This is a genomic window from Streptomyces sp. HM190 (assembly GCF_009857135.1).
GTDB classification, from domain to species: domain Bacteria; phylum Actinomycetota; class Actinomycetes; order Streptomycetales; family Streptomycetaceae; genus Streptomyces; species Streptomyces heilongjiangensis.
In genome coordinates, this window is record NZ_CP047318.1 from 2,252,746 (window position 1) to 2,267,861 (window position 15,116).

Here is a 15,116-nt window from a genome sequence, read left to right on the forward strand (position 1 = left end):
GGGCGTACGGTCCGCCCGGCTCGTCCGCCCGATTACTTGATCATGTAGATCGTGGCGAAGAGGCCGATCCAGACGACATCGACGAAGTGCCAGTAGTAGGACACGACGATGGCCGCGGTCGCCTGCTCGTGGGTGAACCTCTTGGCCGCGTAGGTGCGCCCGAGGACCAGCAGGAAGGCGATGAGGCCGCCCGTCACGTGCAGGCCGTGGAAGCCGGTGGTCAGGTAGAAGACCGAGCCGTACGGGTCCGACGAGAGCGACAGGCCCTCGTGCTTGACCAGCTCGGTGTACTCGAAGACCTGACCGCCGATGAAGATCGCACCCATCACGAACGTGACGATGAACCACATCCGGAGCTTCTTCACGTCCCCGCGCTCGGCGGCGAACACGCCGAGCTGGCAGGTCAGGGAGGAGAGCACCAGGATCGTGGTGTTGGTCGCCGAGAACGGGAAGTTCAGGGTGTCGGCCTTCTCCGACCAGAACTCCGGACCGGTCACCGATCGCAGGGTGAAGTACATCGCGAAGAGGGCCGCGAAGAACATCAGCTCGGAACTCAGCCAGATGATGGTTCCGACGCTGGTGAGGTTCGGCCGGTTGACCGACGGGTGCGCGTGCCCGGTATCTACTGTCGTTGCTGTCGCCACGACCGACATTATGTCGGTCGCTTATCCCGCCCTCACTCCGGGGGGTGCCGTTCGGAGTGTTGCTGCCTTCCGCACCGGTGCTGACGTGGTCTTCGAGGGAGTAGCATCCGCGCATCGGTCCCTGTCCGTACGACGTCTGAATCTTCTGCGTAACGGAGGAACAATGCGCCCGACCGCCACGGTGCTGGTGTACAGCGACGACTCCAACACCCGTGAACAAGTACGGCTGGCGACCGGCCGGCGCCCCGCCCCGGACGTCCCGTTCGTGGAGTTCCTCGAGTGCGCGACGCCCGCGGCCGTCGTGAAGGAGCTGGACAAGGGCGGGATCGACGTCTGCGTCCTCGACGGCGAGGCCGTACCCATGGGAGGTATGGGCCTGTGCCGGCAGATCAAGGACGAGATCTTCGCGTGCCCGCCGGTGCTGCTGCTGATCGGCCGGCCGCAGGACGCGTGGCTGGCGACGTGGAGCCGCGCGGACGGGGCGGTGACGCTGCCGGTGGACCCGGTGGAGTTCGCCTCGGCGCTCGCCTCCCTGCTCCGTGAGAAGCGGGCGCTGAGCGCCTAGCGCGTGTTGCGAAAGTCCCGTCTGCCCGGCGGCGTCCGGCACGCACGCTCGCCGCGTTGTCGGGATCGCCCCGATACCACCGGTATCGGGGCGACCCTCCGCCTTGCGATCGCCCGCACCAGAGGCCGCCGGGCCCGCCCTTCGGGCAGACGACGGTCCTTTCGGAACCCGCCCTGGGCGGTACCCGCCCGCGCCCCTGACGGGGCGAGGCCCCCGCCTCACGCCGATTCGGGGCGCAGGCGGGCCTGGACCTCGGAGCGGGGTGCCTGCTTGGTGCCGGCCGTCAGGGCGCTGCCCTCGCGCCACTTCTGCCAGTCGAGGTTCCAGTCGCCGAAGCCGTTGCCGAAGGGGGCCATGGTGTCGCCGGCGGAGTTGACGACCTTGACGATGTCGCCCTCGTTGATCGTGTCGTAGAACCACTCGGCGTTGGCGCTGCTCATGCCGGTGCAGCCGTGGCTGACGTTGGCGTAGCCCTGGGAGCCGGTGGACCAGGGGGCGGCGTGGACGTACTCGCCGCTGTTGGTGACCCTGACGGAGTTGTGGACGATCAGGTCGTAGAAGTCCGACGCACCTATGCTCGCGCTGGTCATGCGCACGGTGCCTTCCTTGGCCAGGACGACCTTGACGCCGTTGCGGGTGTCGTAGCCGGGCATCCCGGTGGTGACCGGTATCTCCTTGATCACCTCGTCGTTCTTGTAGACGGTCATCTGGTGCGCGGCGGCGTCCGTGACGGCGACGATCTTGTCGCCGGTGGTGAGCGTCAGGGGTTCGGCCTTGCCGCCCCAGAGACGGTCCCCGATCTTTATGCCCTCCAGGTTGCTGCGGACCTTGATGGTGGCGCCGGCGGGCCAGTACTCCTTCGGCCGGTAGTGGAGCTTCTTGTCGTCGACCCAGTGCCAGGCGCCCTCCGCGGCGGGGGTGGACTCCACCTTGAGCGCCCGTTCGACGACGGCCCTGGCCGCCTTGTCCTTGACCGCGCTGCTGAGTTCGGCGGTGACGGGCTGGCCGACGCCGTACTTGCCGCCCTTGGGTCCGAAGGTGACGCTCAGGCGCTTCTTGGCGAGCGGTCGGCCGGTGTCGAAGGTCCTCTCCTCGCGGCCGGGGGCGCCGTCGTCGTCCTCGGTGCTCACCCGGACCGTGTAGCGGGCGTTGGCGGCGAGCGGTGAGGTGGAGTGCCAGCGGCTGCCGTCGGCGGAGAGTTCGCCCGCCACGTAGCGTCCTGCGGCGTCCACGGCGGTGACGTCGGTGATGCGTGCGTCGTCCTCGGCGGTGACTTCCAGGGGCTTGTCCGGGTCGGCCTTCTCGCCGTCGCCGGAGGGGGTGCTGAAGGAGACCTGGTCGGCCGCGTCGTACGGCTTGCCCGAGAGCGGGTGTCCGCCGGAACCGCAGGCGGTGACGCCCGCTCCCAGCGAGACGACCAGCAGGATGCAGCTGACGACCGTGCGGTTTCGCGGTGTAGTGCTCATGGCTTCAACGTAGGAACGGCCGTCCGGTGCGGCGCGCCGAGTGGGCCGAGTGAGGGACGTGCGGCGTGGCAAAAGAGGGAAGCCCGGACCTCCTGTCGGAGTGTCCGGGCTTCCCTCGCCAGGCGCGTGTTACTGGTTCTGGTTCTCTCCGCGGTAGTACTCGAAGACCCAGCCCCACAGGCCGATCAGGATGACCGGCAGGGAGAAGTACAGCAGCCACCAGCCGAAGATGACGCCCATGAAGGCGAGCGCGCCACCGATGCCGAGGGAGAGCGGCTGCCAGCTGTGCGGGCTGAAGAAGCCCAGCTCGCCCGCGTCGTCCGCGACGTCGGCCTCCTTGTTGTCCTGCGCGCCCACGTCGACCCGCCGGGCCGTGAAGGCCAGGTAGTAGCCGACCATGATGCACAGGCCGAAGGCCAGGAAGAGCGCCGTGGTACCGGCCGGCTCCTTCGACCACACGCCATAGACGATCGCCATGGCGAGGACGAAGACGCTCAGCCAGATGAACATCTTGCCCTGGATCTTCACTTGCCGGCCTCCTTGCCGCTGCCGCTGCCCGCGAGCTCGTCGGCGCGGGGAGCGCCCTGCGCCAGCTGTTCGAGCGCGGCGATCTCCGGGTGGTGCAGGTCGAACGCCGGGGATTCGCTGCGGATCCGCGGCAGGGTGAGGAAGTTGTGCCGCGGCGGCGGGCAGGAGGTCGCCCACTCCAGGGAACGGCCGTAGCCCCACGGGTCGTCGACGCCGACGGGCTTGCCGTACTTCGCCGTCTTCCACACGTTGTACAGGAACGGCAGGATCGACAGGCCGAGCACGAACGAGCTGATCGTCGAGATCGTGTTCAGGGCGGTGAAGCCGTCGGCCGCCAGGTAGTCGGCGTAACGACGCGGCATGCCCTCGGCGCCCAGCCAGTGCTGGACGAGGAACGTGCCGTGGAAGCCGACGAACAGCGTCCAGAACGTGATCTTGCCGAGGCGCTCGTCGAGCATCTTGCCCGTCCACTTCGGCCACCAGAAGTGGAAGCCGGAGAACATCGCGAAGACGACGGTGCCGAACACCACGTAGTGGAAGTGCGCCACCACGAAGTACGAGTCGGAGACGTGGAAGTCCATCGGGGGCGAGGCCAGGATGACACCGGTCAGACCACCGAAGGTGAAGGTGATCAGGAAGCCGGTCGCCCAGAGCATCGGGGTCTCGAAGGACAGCGAGCCCTTCCACATCGTGCCGATCCAGTTGAAGAACTTCACGCCGGTCGGTACGGCGATGAGGAACGTCATGAAGGAGAAGAACGGCAGGAGCACGCCGCCGGTGACGTACATGTGGTGCGCCCACACCGTGACGGAGAGGCCGGCGATCGCGATGGTCGCGCCGATCAGGCCCATGTAGCCGAACATCGGCTTGCGGGAGAAGACCGGGATGACCTCGGAGATGATGCCGAAGAACGGCAGCGCGATGATGTACACCTCGGGGTGGCCGAAGAACCAGAAGAGGTGCTGCCAGAGCAGCGCTCCGCCGTTGGCCGCGTCGAAGACGTGGGCCCCGAACTTGCGGTCCGCCTCCAGGGCGAACAGCGCGGCCGCGAGGACCGGGAAGGCGAGCAGGACCAGGACACCGGTCAGCAGCACGTTCCAGGTGAAGATCGGCATGCGGAACATGGTCATGCCCGGTGCGCGCATGCAGATGATCGTGGTGATGAAGTTGACCGAGCCGAGGATCGTGCCGAAGCCGGAGAAGGCCAGACCCATGATCCACATGTCGGCGCCGACACCCGGGCTGCGGACCGCGTCCGACAGCGGGGAGTAGGCGAACCAGCCGAAGTCGGCCGCACCCTGCGGGGTGAGGAAGCCGGCCACCGCGATCAGCGAGCCGAAGAGGTACAGCCAGTACGCGAACATGTTCAGCCGCGGGAACGCCACGTCGGGCGCGCCGATCTGCAGCGGCATGATCCAGTTGGCGAATCCGGCGAACAGCGGCGTCGCGAACATCAGCAGCATGATCGTGCCGTGCATCGTGAACGCCTGGTTGAACTGCTCGTTCGACATGATCTGCGTGCCCGGGCGGGCCAGCTCGGCGCGCATGAGGAGCGCCATCACGCCGCCGATGCAGAAGAACGCGAACGACGTGACCAGGTAGAGCGTGCCGATCGTCTTGTGGTCGGTGGTCGTCAGCCACTTCACGACGACCTCACCGCGGCGCTGGCGCCGGACGGGCAGCTCGTCCTCGTAGTGGGACCCCGCCGCCGCGGCACCCTGAGGTTCGTTGAGGATGCTCACAGTACGTTCGTCTCCCGGTTCTTCTCGTGCTTCGTCTGCTCAATACCGGCCGGGACGTAACCGGTCTGGCCCTGCTCCGCGAGCTCCTTGAGGTGCTGCTCGTAGCGCTCGGGGGAGACGACCTTGACGTTGAAGAGCATCCGCGAGTGGTCCACACCGCACAGCTCGGCGCACTTGCCCAGGAAGGTGCCCTCCTGGTTGGGGGTCACCTGGAAGGCGTTGGTGTGGCCCGGGATGACGTCCTGCTTCATCAGGAACGGCACCACCCAGAAGGAGTGGATGACGTCACGCGAGGTGAGGACGAAGCGGACCGTCTTGCCCTTGGGGAGCCAGAGGGTCGGGCCGGGGTTACCGGTCTGCGGGTTCTTGTCACCGGGGATACCGCAGGTGTAGACGCCGCCGGCGTTCGCCGGGAAGTCCTTCTTGTACCGGTCCGGGATCGCGGCGAGGTTGGCGTCCGTGGCGGCGTCGCCGGTGGAGCCTTCGACGTTCGCGATGTAGTTGAAGCACCAGCTCCACTGGAAGCCGACCACGTTGACCGTGACGTCGGGCTTCTTGGACGTGTCGAGGAGCTTCGACTCGTCGCGGGCGGTGAAGTAGAACAGCACCGAGACGATGATCAGCGGAACGACCGTGTACAGCGCCTCGATGGGCATGTTGTAACGGGTCTGTGGGGGAACCTCGACCTTGGTGCGGCTGCGCCGGTGGAAGAAAGCACTCCACAGGATCAGGCCCCAGACCAGTACGCCCGTGGCGAGCGCGGCCGCCCAGGATCCCTGCCACAGGGAGAGGATCCGCGGAGCCTCTTCCGTGGTCGGGGTGGGCATACCAAGGCGAGGGAAGTCCTTGTATGTGCAACCGGTGGCGGTCGCCAGGACCAGGCCCGCAGTCAGTGCCTGCAGCAGCTTCCGCCGCATCGGGCGCCGCGGCGAGCGGTCGGAGCCGTTGGGACTCACGTAGCGCCTTCCCGAGAGTCTCGCCCGCGCAGGTCAGGCTGCGGCCTTCTCGCTGGTCGGTCGCCGCCCTGCGGCGGGCAGGGGTTTGGATGTTTATGCGGACCAAACCCTACTGGACGCGATTTGGGGTCGCGCGGGGAGGGGGGCCCAACACTCCGCGGGTCATGCCGTGCACGTAATAGCTCGACAGTTCGGGGGGTTTGGCGGGTGTACGCGGATTGCGGGTGTTCGCCCGGCTCCCCGCGCCCCCGTTTCCCCCTCCCCGAGGCTTTAGCGTTGGCCTGTGGCCTACTTCGACTCCGCTTCCTCCGCTCCCCTCCACCCCGTCGCACGGCAGGCGTTGCTGGCCTCCCTGGACGAGGGGTGGGCCGATCCCGCCCGTCTCCACCGGGAGGGGCGGCGGGCGCGGATGCTGCTGGACGCCGCCCGCGAGGCGGCGGCCGAGGCGGTGGGGTGCCGGGCCGACGAGTTGGTGTTCACCTCGTCCGGTACGCGGGCGGTGCACTCCGGGATCGCGGGGGTGCTCGCGGGGCGGCGGCGCGCGGGACGCCACCTGATCGTGTCGTCCGTCGAACACTCTTCGGTGCTGCACGCGGCGGAGGCCCACGAGGCCGCGGGCGGGACGGTCACCCGCGTGGGCGCGGACCGCTCCGGCGCGGTGGCCGTCGACGCCTGCGCCGGTGCCCTGCGGGACGACACCGCGCTGCTGTGCCTGCAGTCGGCCAACCACGAGGTGGGGACGGAGCAGCCGGTGGCCGAGGTGGCGGCGGTGTGCCGGGAGGCCGGGGTGCCGCTGCTGGTGGACGCCGCGCAGTCGCTGGGGTGGGGCCGGGTCGAGGGGACCTGGTCGGTGCTGACCGGGAGCGCCCACAAATGGGGCGGTCCGTCCGGGGTGGGACTGCTCGTCGTGCGCAAGGGGGTGCGGTTCGCGGCCCAAGGGCCTGTGGACGAGCGGGAGTCGGGGCGGGCCGCCGGGTTCGAGAACATCCCGGCGATCGTGGCCGCGGCGGCCTCGCTGCGCGCGGTCCGGGCGGAGGCCGCCGCGGAGGCGGTGCGGCTGCGGGAGTTGACGGAGCGGATCCGGACCCGGGTGCCGGCGCTGGTGCCGGACGTGGAGGTGGTCGGTCATCCGGTGCGGAGGCTGCCGGGTGTCGTCACCTTCTCCTGTCTCTATGTCGACGGGGAGACCTTGCTGCACGAGCTGGACCGCGAGGGGTTCTCCGTGTCGTCCGGGTCCTCCTGCACGAGCAGCACGCTCACGCCGAGCCATGTGCTGCGCGCCATGGGGGTGCTGAGCGAGGGCAACGTGCGGGTGTCGCTGCCGCCGGGCACGGCGGAGGAGGACGTGGAGCGGTTCCTGGCGGCACTGCCGGGGGCGGTCGCGGCGGTGCGGGAGAAGCTGGGCGCGCCGGCGCCGGCCGCCGTGGTGCGCGAGGACGCCCTCGTGGTGGACGCCCTCGGCAAGCGGTGCCCCATCCCCGTCATCGAGCTGGCGAAGGTGATCGCGGACGTCCCCGTCGGCGGCACCGTCCGCGTCCTCTCCGACGACGAGGCGGCCCGTCTGGACATCCCGGCGTGGTGCGAGATGCGGGGCCAGGAGTACGTCGGAGAGGAAGCGGCGGAGCGGGGCTCGGCCTACGTGGTGCGCCGGGTGGACTGAGCCGTCACGCGAGGTGGGCCCGCACCTCGGTGGCGGCGTCGTCGCCGTACGCCTTGGTGAACCGCTCCATGAAGTGGGCCCGGCGCAGCTGGTACTCCTGCGTGCCCACGGTCTCGATGACCAGCGTGGCGAGCATGCAGCCGACCTGGGCGGCGCGCTCCAGGCAGACGCCCCAGGCGAGCCCGGAGAGGAAGCCGGCGCGGAACGCGTCGCCGACGCCGGTGGGGTCGGCCTTGCGCTCCTCCTCCGGGCAGCCGACCTCGATCGGGTCGTGGCCGACGCGCTCGATGCGGACGCCCTGCGCGCCGAGGGTGGTCACCCGGTGGCCGACCCGGCCGAGGATCTCCGCGTCCGTCCAGCCGGTCTTGGACTCGATGAGGCCCTTCTCGTACTCGTTGGAGAAGAGGTAGGTCGCGCCGTCCAGCAGTATCCGGATCTCCTCGCCCTCCATGCGGGCGATCTGCTGGGAGAAGTCGGCGGCGAAGGGGATGCCGCGCGAACGGCACTCCTCGGTGTGGCGGAGCATCGCCTCCGGGTCGTCGGCACCGATGAGGACCAGGTCGAGGCCGTCGACGCGGTCGGCGACGGTCTTCAGCTCGATGAGGCGGGCCTCGCTCATGGCGCCGGTGTAGAAGGAGCCGATCTGGTTGTGGTCGGCGTCGGTGGTGCAGACGAAGCGGGCCGTGTGCAGGGTCTCGGAGATGCGCACGGAGGCCGTGTCGACGCCGTGCCGGTCGAGCCAGGCGCGGTACTCGACGAAGTCGGAGCCGGCCGCGCCGACGAGGATCGGCCTCGTGCCGAGCTGTCCCATGCCGAACGCGATGTTCGCGCCGACACCGCCCCGGCGGACGTCGAGCTGGTCGACGAGGAAGGAGAGGGAGACCGTGTGCAGCTGGTCCGCGACGAACTGGTCGGCGAAGCGGCCCGGGAAGGTCATCAGATGGTCGGTGGCGATGGAGCCGGAGACTGCGATACGCACGGCGAGGACACACTCCTGCGGAGGGAGAGGGGGTTGACAGTTCACGCTACCGGGTCGCCCACGCCCTCAGAAGCAGGCAAAACTACCCGATAGTAGGTCTTTCTTCGTGGGGTTCACGGTGCATACGGTGCCGGTATGACGAACCCCAAGATCCACGGCACCGTCCCGTTCGACCCGGACGGCGGCCTCGCGGCGCTGCGCGGCGACTGCGCCCGGATGGCCCCGCACTGGGCGGCTCCGGCGAAGGTCATTACGGCTCCGGTGTCCCCTTCGCTCATCCACGGCGTGCGGGTCCCCGCGGCCTCCGCGCGGGTGGTGGACGCGATGCCGGTCTACGGCGACTGAGGGATCCGCCCGCGCGTCCGCTCGGCGGACGGGGAACCGTCGGCTCCTCCGCCGCGTCCCATCGCTGTCCCCCGTACGGGGGAGGCGGTGTACGACCAGCCGAAGGAGCGATGCGGTGAACGCCGAGCGACCCGACCACCCCGAGAACCCGGACGAGGGCACCCGGCCCGAGGAGACCGGGGCCGCCGGGGACCGGGCCGAAGAGGTCGAGGAGAGCGCCCCGGCCGGGGCCGAGGAGGCCCGCACCACGGGTGCCGGTGAGGACGAGGCGCGGGAGGCCCGCGCGGCCGACGTGCCCGAGGTCGCCGAGGTCGGGCAGGCCGGTGCCGGCGGGAGCGAGGACGCCGGACGGTCCGGGCGGCGCCGGTCCCGTGCGGTCATGGCCTCCGTGGCCGCGGCGGTGCTGCTCGTCGGCGGTGGCGGGGCCCTCCTCGCGACGACCGCGTCCGGTGGGTCCGGCGGTGGCTCCGGGCGCTCGGCCGGGTCCGACGGCACTCCTGCGCCACTGGCGCTGGACGGGTACGGCGGCAGCGGCCCGAACGGCATCGCCCCTGGTGAACCCGACCCCAACGGGGTGACCTACCGCGCCGACGGCGAGCTGCCCGACGGCCCGGAGTCGGCACCCGTCTACCGGGCCGAGGGCAAGGTCACGGCCGCCGAGGTGGCGCGGCTCGCGAAGGCGCTGGGCGTCGAGGGGGAGCCGCGAGCCGAGGGCGAGAACTGGCGGGTCGGCACCACGGGCGACGGGTCGGGCCCCACCCTGAACGTCGGCAGGCAGGCGCCGGGCGCCTGGACGTTCAGCCGGTTCACGCCCGGCACCGACAACTGCCGGAAGGTGGACGTCTGCGCCGTCGAGCCGTCGGGCGGCGGCGCCGACCCGGTGGGCGAGGCGGCGGCGCGGAAGGCGGCGGCGCCGATCCTCAAGGCCGTCGGCCAGGACGACGCCAAGCTCGACGTGTCCCAGCTCCTCGGCACCGTCCGCGTGGTGAACGCCGACCCGGAGGTCGGCGGGCTGCCCACATACGGCTGGGCGACCAACCTCCAGGTGGGCGGCGACGGCACGGTGGTCGGCGGCAGCGGCCAGGTGAAGGCGCCCGTGAAGGGCGACACGTACCCGGTGGTCGACGCGGAGCGGGCCCTGAAGCTGCTGAACGACTCGGAGAAGGGCGCGGGTCCCGCCCGCGAGGAGGTCGCGCCGTCGCCGTCGCGGTCCCTGCCGGTGCCGGTGGTGGGCGCGGTGTTCGGGCTGGCCTCCCACCAGGTCGGCGGCCGGCCGGCGCTGGTGCCGTCCTGGCTGTTCGAGGTGCGGCCGCAGAAGGCCGCGGCCGGCTTCACGGTGACGCACCCGGCCGTCGACCCGAGGTACCTGGTCCCCTCCGCGTCGCGGGGGGAGCCGACCGAGGGGCCCGAGGACCCGAACGTCCCCGGTGACCGGCCGCCGGCCGACCCGGCGTCGCGGAACGTCCCGGTCCAGGGCTACACCGTCGACGGCCGGGAGCTGACCGTCAGCTTCTGGGGCGGGGTGTGCAGCACGTACGAGGCCACCGCGACCGAGGAGTCGGGCGAGGTGACGGTCACCGTGACCGGCACCTCCCAGCCCGGCAGGGTCTGCGTCATGATCGCCAAGGCGATGGAGCGCACCGTGCGGCTGGACGAGCCGCTGGGCGTCCGCGAGGTGGTCGGGCCGGGCGGCGAGGAGATCCCCGAGGGCAAGGTCCAGGAGATGCAGCCGCGGTAGGGCCGCACCGCGCCGGCAACGGACGAAGGCGGCGCCCCCTCGGAAGGGGGCGCCGCCTTCGTCGTGCTCGGCGCGCGCCGTGCGGGCGTGCGGGGGTGCTCAGCTGAAGGAGTCGCCGCAGGCGCAGGAGCCGGTGGCGTTCGGGTTGTCGATGGTGAAGCCCTGCTTCTCGATGGTGTCGACGAAGTCGATGGTGGCGCCGCCCAGGTAGGGGGCGCTCATGCGGTCGGTGGTGACCTTCACACCGTCGAAGTCCTTGACCACGTCACCGTCGAGCGAGCGCTCGTCGAAGAAGAGCTGGTAGCGCAGGCCGGAGCAGCCGCCGGGCTGGACGGCGACGCGCAGCGACAGGTCGTCACGGCCTTCCTGGTCGAGCAGGGCCTTGACCTTGGCCGCGGCGGCGTCGGTCAGGATGATGCCGTCGGTGACGGTGGTGGTCTCGTCCGATACGGACATCTACATCTCTCCCGGGTTGTACGGAGACTGCTTGCCGACGAGTGCAACCGCCGGGGTCCCGGATTCATTCCGTCCGGGGCGAGCGGGTTTCCACCGCGTCCTTCTTCATGCTCGCACATGGCCCGCGCGGTGGGCACCGGCCGCAGCACAGCCGTCCGGTCCGGCCACCGGGATTCATGTCACATCGACGCTATGGGCATCGTCAACGTGACGTGAAGCGGTTATGATAGATAGCGTCATTTCGACGAAAAGGCTAGCCCGCATGTCCCGCCGGCTCCCCCGGGCCGGCGAGCCGCAGAACAGAAAGGGTGCGTGTCGTGACCACCGCCCAGACCCCGGAGCTCGACGTACAGCCGACGCCCCTCGCCCTGCTGCTGCTCGGCCGCGAGGCCGACCCGAGGAGCGAGCGCGGTGTCGACTGCCCCGGCGACCTCCCCTCCCCCTCCGACCCCGACCTGGTGGAGCGCGCCCGGGCGGCCAAGGCGAAGCTCGGCGACAAGGTCTTCGTGCTCGGCCACCACTACCAGCGCGACGAGGTCATCCAGTTCGCGGACGTCACGGGCGACTCCTTCAAGCTGGCCCGGGACGCGGCGGCGCGGCCCGAGGCGGAGTACATCGTCTTCTGCGGTGTGCACTTCATGGCCGAGTCGGCGGACATCCTGACCTCCGACGACCAGAAGGTGGTCCTGCCCGACCTCGCCGCCGGGTGCTCGATGGCCGACATGGCCACCGCCGAGCAGGTCGCCGAGTGCTGGGACGTGCTGACCGAGGCCGGGGTGGCCGAGCAGGTCGTGCCGGTGTCGTACATGAACTCCTCCGCCGACATCAAGGCGTTCACGGGCAAGCACGGCGGGCTCATCTGCACCTCGTCGAACGCGAAGCGGGCCCTGGACTGGGCCTTCGAGCAGGGTGAGAAGGTGCTGTTCCTGCCCGACCAGCACCTGGGCCGCAACACCGCCGTGCGGGACATGGGCATGTCGCTGGAGGACTGCGTCGTCTACAACCCGCACAAGCCGGGCGGCGGCGTCACGGTCGAGCAGCTGCGGGCCGCGAAGATGATCCTGTGGCGGGGCCACTGCTCGGTGCACGGCCGCTTCAGCCTGGACTCCGTGAACGACGTGCGCGCCCGCATACCCGGGGTCAACGTCCTCGTCCACCCCGAGTGCAAGCACGAGGTCGTGGCGGCGGCGGACCACGTCGGGTCCACCGAGTACATCATCAGGACACTGGAGGCGGCCCCCGCCGGTTCCAAGTGGGCCATCGGCACCGAGCTGAACCTCGTACGCCGACTGGCGAACCGTTTCGCGCCGGAGGGCAAGGAGGTCGTCTTCCTCGACAAGACGGTCTGCTTCTGCTCGACCATGAACCGCATCGACCTGCCCCACCTGGTGTGGACGCTGGAGTCGCTGGCGGAGGGCACCCTCGTCAACCGGATCCAGGTCGACAAGGAGACCGAGGCGTTCGCGAAGCTGGCGCTGGAGCGGATGCTGGCGCTGCCGTAGGGCGTGTTCCGAAAGGAGCGTCGTCTGCCCGGAGGGCAGGCCCGGCGGCGTCCGGTGCGTGCGACCGCACGGCGGAGGTTTGCCCCGATTCCTGGCGGTACCAGGGCGATCCCGACGACGCGGCGAGCGTGCGTGCCGGACGCCGCCGGGCAGACGGGACTTTCGACACACGCCCTGGGCCCACCGGGACCGCGCGCTCACCCCGTGGCGGGTTTCCGCTCGGGGTGGGCCGGGTCCAGTGAGCAGAGGGTGCCGTCGGAGATCGCCACGACCAGCGCGCCCCCGTAGAGCCCGGCCCGCTGCCGGGACGAGCCGAGGTGGGCGGGCGCCGTGCGGGGCAGCGTCTCCCAGAGCCGGGTGCCCTCGCGCTGGTCGAGGGCCGCGATCCGGCCGCTGGAACTGACGAGGTAGACGGTGCCCGTGCGCCGGTCGTACACCGGGGTGCCCGGCTTCTCCAGGCTGGTCCTGACCCGCCACAGCCGCCTGCCGGTCCGCGGGGAGACGGCGGTGACCCGGCCGCTGGACTCGGTGAACAGCACCTTCCCGTCGGCAGGCGCCGGCCTTCCCCCGTACGGCTCGGACAGCTTGGTGGTGGTGCGGTCCCCGGTGTCCGGGTCGACGAGCACGAACGCGGTGAAGCCGCTGTCCGTCGAGGTGTCGGGGGCCCGCTCCATCGCCAGGACCACCCGACCGCCGTCCTCCCCGAGGACGGTGGCGTCGAGCGGGACCTTCAGCCGCCGGGCCGATCCGTCGGTGGTGTCCACCGCCACGAGCAGGGCGCTGCCGATCGCGGTCCGCGCCGCCCGGGTGCCGGGGATGCAGTACACGTACAGCCGCGTGCCCGCCGCCGCGGTCTGCTCGCAGTAGTGGTCGGCGGGGTACTCCACCCTCCAGCGCGCGGCACCCGTGCGCGGCGACCGGGCCGTCGCCGTGCGGCCGCCGGTCTCCGGGGCGAGGACGAGGCCGCCGGCGAGCACGAGGGGGATGTCGACGTTGGTGATCTCACGGGTCCACAGCCGCTCGCCCGTCCCGGCGTCGAGGGCGAGGAGGTACGAGGGGTCCTGGACCGGGGCCCCCGAGCTGAGCGTCTGGCGCACCAGCACCGTGCCGTCCCGGACGCCGAGGACGGAGGAGGAGTACGCGCTGCGCTCCGTACCGGTCGGTGCGGTGTCGGCACGCCACAGAGTCCTGCCGGTGCGGCCGTCCACCCGGACCGGCAGGATCCCACTGCCCCCGCAGTAGACGGCGTCCCCCTCGACCACGCACTCGGGGTCGCTGCCCGTCATGACGCCGTCGTCCTGCTGCAGCGGCTTCCGGGCGCCGGACGCCGCGGTCTCGAACACCGTCGTCTGCCAGGGCTTCCAGCCGTCGGGCGGCGACACCCAGCGACTGGCGGGGGGCGGTTCGGAGGGCTTCGTCCCACTGCTCTCCGCCCAACCGGGCCCCAGCAGATACGCCGTCAGCCCGAGGACCAGCGCGCCGACGGTGCCGGCCGCGGCCGGCACGGGCCGCGGCCGGCGGCCGGGCCGGGCCACCGCGGGGACGTCCGCGGCCGGCGTCACGGTCGCGGTCTCCTGCGGGTCGCCCTCGGGCAGGACGGCCGCGAACGCCTCGGCCAGCTCGTCGAGGCCGGGACGGTCGGCGGGGTGCTTCGCCAGGCACCGCTCCAGGACGGGGCGCAGCGGCTGCGGCACCTCGTCCAGGACGGGCTCGTCGTGAACCACCCGGTACGCCGTCAGATAAGGGCCGTCGGCGTCGAACGGCCCCCGGGCGGTGAGGGTGAACACCAGCAGGCTGCCGAGGGAGAAGACGTCCGAGGCGGGGCCTACCGTGCGGGCGTCGGTGAGCTGTTCCGGCGACATGAACGGCGGAGTGCCGATCATCTGGCCCGTCTCGGTCAGGGTGTGGTTCTCGGCGGCGCGGGAGATGCCGAAGTCGATGACGCGGGGGCCGTCCTCGGCGATCAGGACGTTCGCCGGCTTCAGGTCGCGGTGCACGACACCGGCCCGGTGGATCTCGCGGAGCGCCTCGACCAGGCCGAGGGCCAGGCGGCGCAGTTCGCCGTCCCGCAGCGGGCCCCCGTCGCGGATCCGCTGGGCGAGCGAGGAGCCGGGCACGTACTGGGTGGCCATCCAGGGGCGCACGGCCTCCGGGTCGGCGTCCACGACGGACGCCGTGAAGGCCCCGCTGACCCTGCGCACGGCGTCGATCTCCTGCCGGAACCGGGTGCGGAAGATGGCGTCCTCGGCGTACTGGGCGTGCACCACCTTCACGGCGACCTCGCGGCCCGACCGGGTTCTCGCCCGGTAGACGACGCCCATGCCTCCGGTGCCGAGCCGGTCGACCAGCCGGTAGCCGCCGACCGATCTCGGGTCGTCGCTGTGCAGCGGCACGCCCGCATACCTCCCCCGTGCGCCCAGTGCAGGCCGTGAAGCCGTGAAGCCGTGAAGCGTCAGGATACGTAACCCGGGGAAGCGCGGCGGCCGGGCACCGGACCGCGTCAGGTCCGGTGCCCGGCCGCGCCGGGAACGGGAT

General features: G+C 71.0%; 13 protein-coding genes. 5 read left to right on the plus strand and 8 right to left on the minus strand.

What is annotated here, in order from left to right; translation table 11 throughout:
- Positions 1–32 precede the first annotated feature (32 nt).
- Positions 33–653 carry an aa3-type cytochrome oxidase subunit III gene (gene ctaE / locus GSY65_RS09430; protein WP_055715524.1) on the minus strand — a complete coding sequence of 207 codons (621 nt, stop codon included), beginning with the start codon at positions 651–653 and terminating at the stop codon, positions 33–35.
- A 154-nt stretch (positions 654–807) separates the two neighbouring features.
- Between ctaE and GSY65_RS09435 the strand changes: the two genes are divergently transcribed.
- The gene (locus GSY65_RS09435; protein ID WP_159766896.1) at positions 808–1,209 is read left to right on the plus strand and encodes a hypothetical protein; all 402 of its coding nucleotides are present in this window, start codon (positions 808–810) and stop codon (positions 1,207–1,209) included.
- A 218-nt stretch (positions 1,210–1,427) separates the two neighbouring features.
- Here GSY65_RS09435 and GSY65_RS09440 read toward each other — a convergent pair whose 3' ends face one another.
- From GSY65_RS09440 to ctaC, 4 genes are all read right to left on the minus strand, one after another.
- Positions 1,428–2,675, minus strand: a complete 1,248-nt coding sequence (locus GSY65_RS09440; protein WP_159766897.1) for a L,D-transpeptidase — start codon at positions 2,673–2,675, stop codon at positions 1,428–1,430.
- Between the two features lie 129 nt (positions 2,676–2,804).
- Positions 2,805–3,203 (minus strand): cytochrome c oxidase subunit 4, encoded by a 399-nt coding sequence (locus GSY65_RS09445; protein ID WP_159766898.1) that lies wholly within the window; start codon positions 3,201–3,203, stop codon positions 2,805–2,807.
- Positions 3,200–4,945 (minus strand): aa3-type cytochrome oxidase subunit I, encoded by a 1,746-nt coding sequence (gene ctaD / locus GSY65_RS09450; RefSeq protein WP_159766899.1) that lies wholly within the window; start codon positions 4,943–4,945, stop codon positions 3,200–3,202. Before ctaD ends, GSY65_RS09445 begins: the two co-directional genes overlap by 4 nt.
- On the minus strand, positions 4,942–5,901 hold the full coding sequence (ctaC, locus tag GSY65_RS09455) for an aa3-type cytochrome oxidase subunit II (RefSeq protein ID WP_159766900.1): 960 nt from the start codon (positions 5,899–5,901) through the stop codon (positions 4,942–4,944). The genes ctaD and ctaC overlap by 4 nt, the downstream gene beginning before the upstream one ends.
- A gap of 283 nt (positions 5,902–6,184) precedes the next feature.
- Here ctaC and GSY65_RS09460 point away from each other — a divergent pair, with 283 nt between their 5' ends.
- Positions 6,185–7,561 carry a cysteine desulfurase/sulfurtransferase TusA family protein gene (locus GSY65_RS09460; RefSeq protein WP_159766901.1) on the plus strand — a complete coding sequence of 459 codons (1,377 nt, stop codon included), beginning with the start codon at positions 6,185–6,187 and terminating at the stop codon, positions 7,559–7,561.
- Between the two features lie 4 nt (positions 7,562–7,565).
- Here GSY65_RS09460 and GSY65_RS09465 read toward each other — a convergent pair whose 3' ends face one another.
- Positions 7,566–8,540, minus strand: a complete 975-nt coding sequence (locus GSY65_RS09465; RefSeq protein WP_159766902.1) for a carbohydrate kinase family protein — start codon at positions 8,538–8,540, stop codon at positions 7,566–7,568.
- Positions 8,541–8,675: 135 nt separating this feature from the next.
- Here GSY65_RS09465 and GSY65_RS09470 point away from each other — a divergent pair, with 135 nt between their 5' ends.
- Both GSY65_RS09470 and GSY65_RS09475 read left to right on the plus strand, forming a co-directional pair.
- Complete coding sequence (locus tag GSY65_RS09470; protein WP_159766903.1) at positions 8,676–8,885, plus strand: hypothetical protein; 210 nt, start codon at positions 8,676–8,678, stop codon at positions 8,883–8,885.
- A gap of 115 nt (positions 8,886–9,000) precedes the next feature.
- Positions 9,001–10,623: a hypothetical protein gene (locus tag GSY65_RS09475; RefSeq protein ID WP_159766904.1), complete on the plus strand. Its 1,623-nt coding sequence runs from the start codon at positions 9,001–9,003 to the stop codon at positions 10,621–10,623.
- 99 nt (positions 10,624–10,722) lie between these two features.
- Here GSY65_RS09475 and GSY65_RS09480 read toward each other — a convergent pair whose 3' ends face one another.
- Positions 10,723–11,079 carry a HesB/IscA family protein gene (locus GSY65_RS09480; protein ID WP_055512670.1) on the minus strand — a complete coding sequence of 119 codons (357 nt, stop codon included), beginning with the start codon at positions 11,077–11,079 and terminating at the stop codon, positions 10,723–10,725.
- 317 nt (positions 11,080–11,396) lie between these two features.
- Here GSY65_RS09480 and nadA point away from each other — a divergent pair, with 317 nt between their 5' ends.
- The gene (gene nadA, locus GSY65_RS09490; protein WP_159766906.1) at positions 11,397–12,581 is read left to right on the plus strand and encodes a quinolinate synthase NadA; all 1,185 of its coding nucleotides are present in this window, start codon (positions 11,397–11,399) and stop codon (positions 12,579–12,581) included.
- Positions 12,582–12,778: 197 nt separating this feature from the next.
- Here the strand turns inward: nadA and GSY65_RS09495 are convergent, their stop codons facing one another.
- Positions 12,779–14,974 (minus strand): protein kinase domain-containing protein, encoded by a 2,196-nt coding sequence (locus GSY65_RS09495; RefSeq protein ID WP_159766907.1) that lies wholly within the window; start codon positions 14,972–14,974, stop codon positions 12,779–12,781.
- Positions 14,975–15,116 lie beyond the last annotated feature (142 nt).

Coding starts and splice junctions, on each gene's coding strand:
- ctaE (WP_055715524.1), bottom strand. CDS start 653: ATGTCGGTCGTGGCGACAGCAACGACAGTAGATACCGGGCACGCGCAC.
- GSY65_RS09435 (WP_159766896.1), top strand. CDS start 808: ATGCGCCCGACCGCCACGGTGCTGGTGTACAGCGACGACTCCAACACC.
- GSY65_RS09470 (WP_159766903.1), top strand. CDS start 8,676: ATGACGAACCCCAAGATCCACGGCACCGTCCCGTTCGACCCGGACGGC.
- GSY65_RS09480 (WP_055512670.1), bottom strand. CDS start 11,079: ATGTCCGTATCGGACGAGACCACCACCGTCACCGACGGCATCATCCTG.
- GSY65_RS09440 (WP_159766897.1), bottom strand. CDS start 2,675: ATGAGCACTACACCGCGAAACCGCACGGTCGTCAGCTGCATCCTGCTG.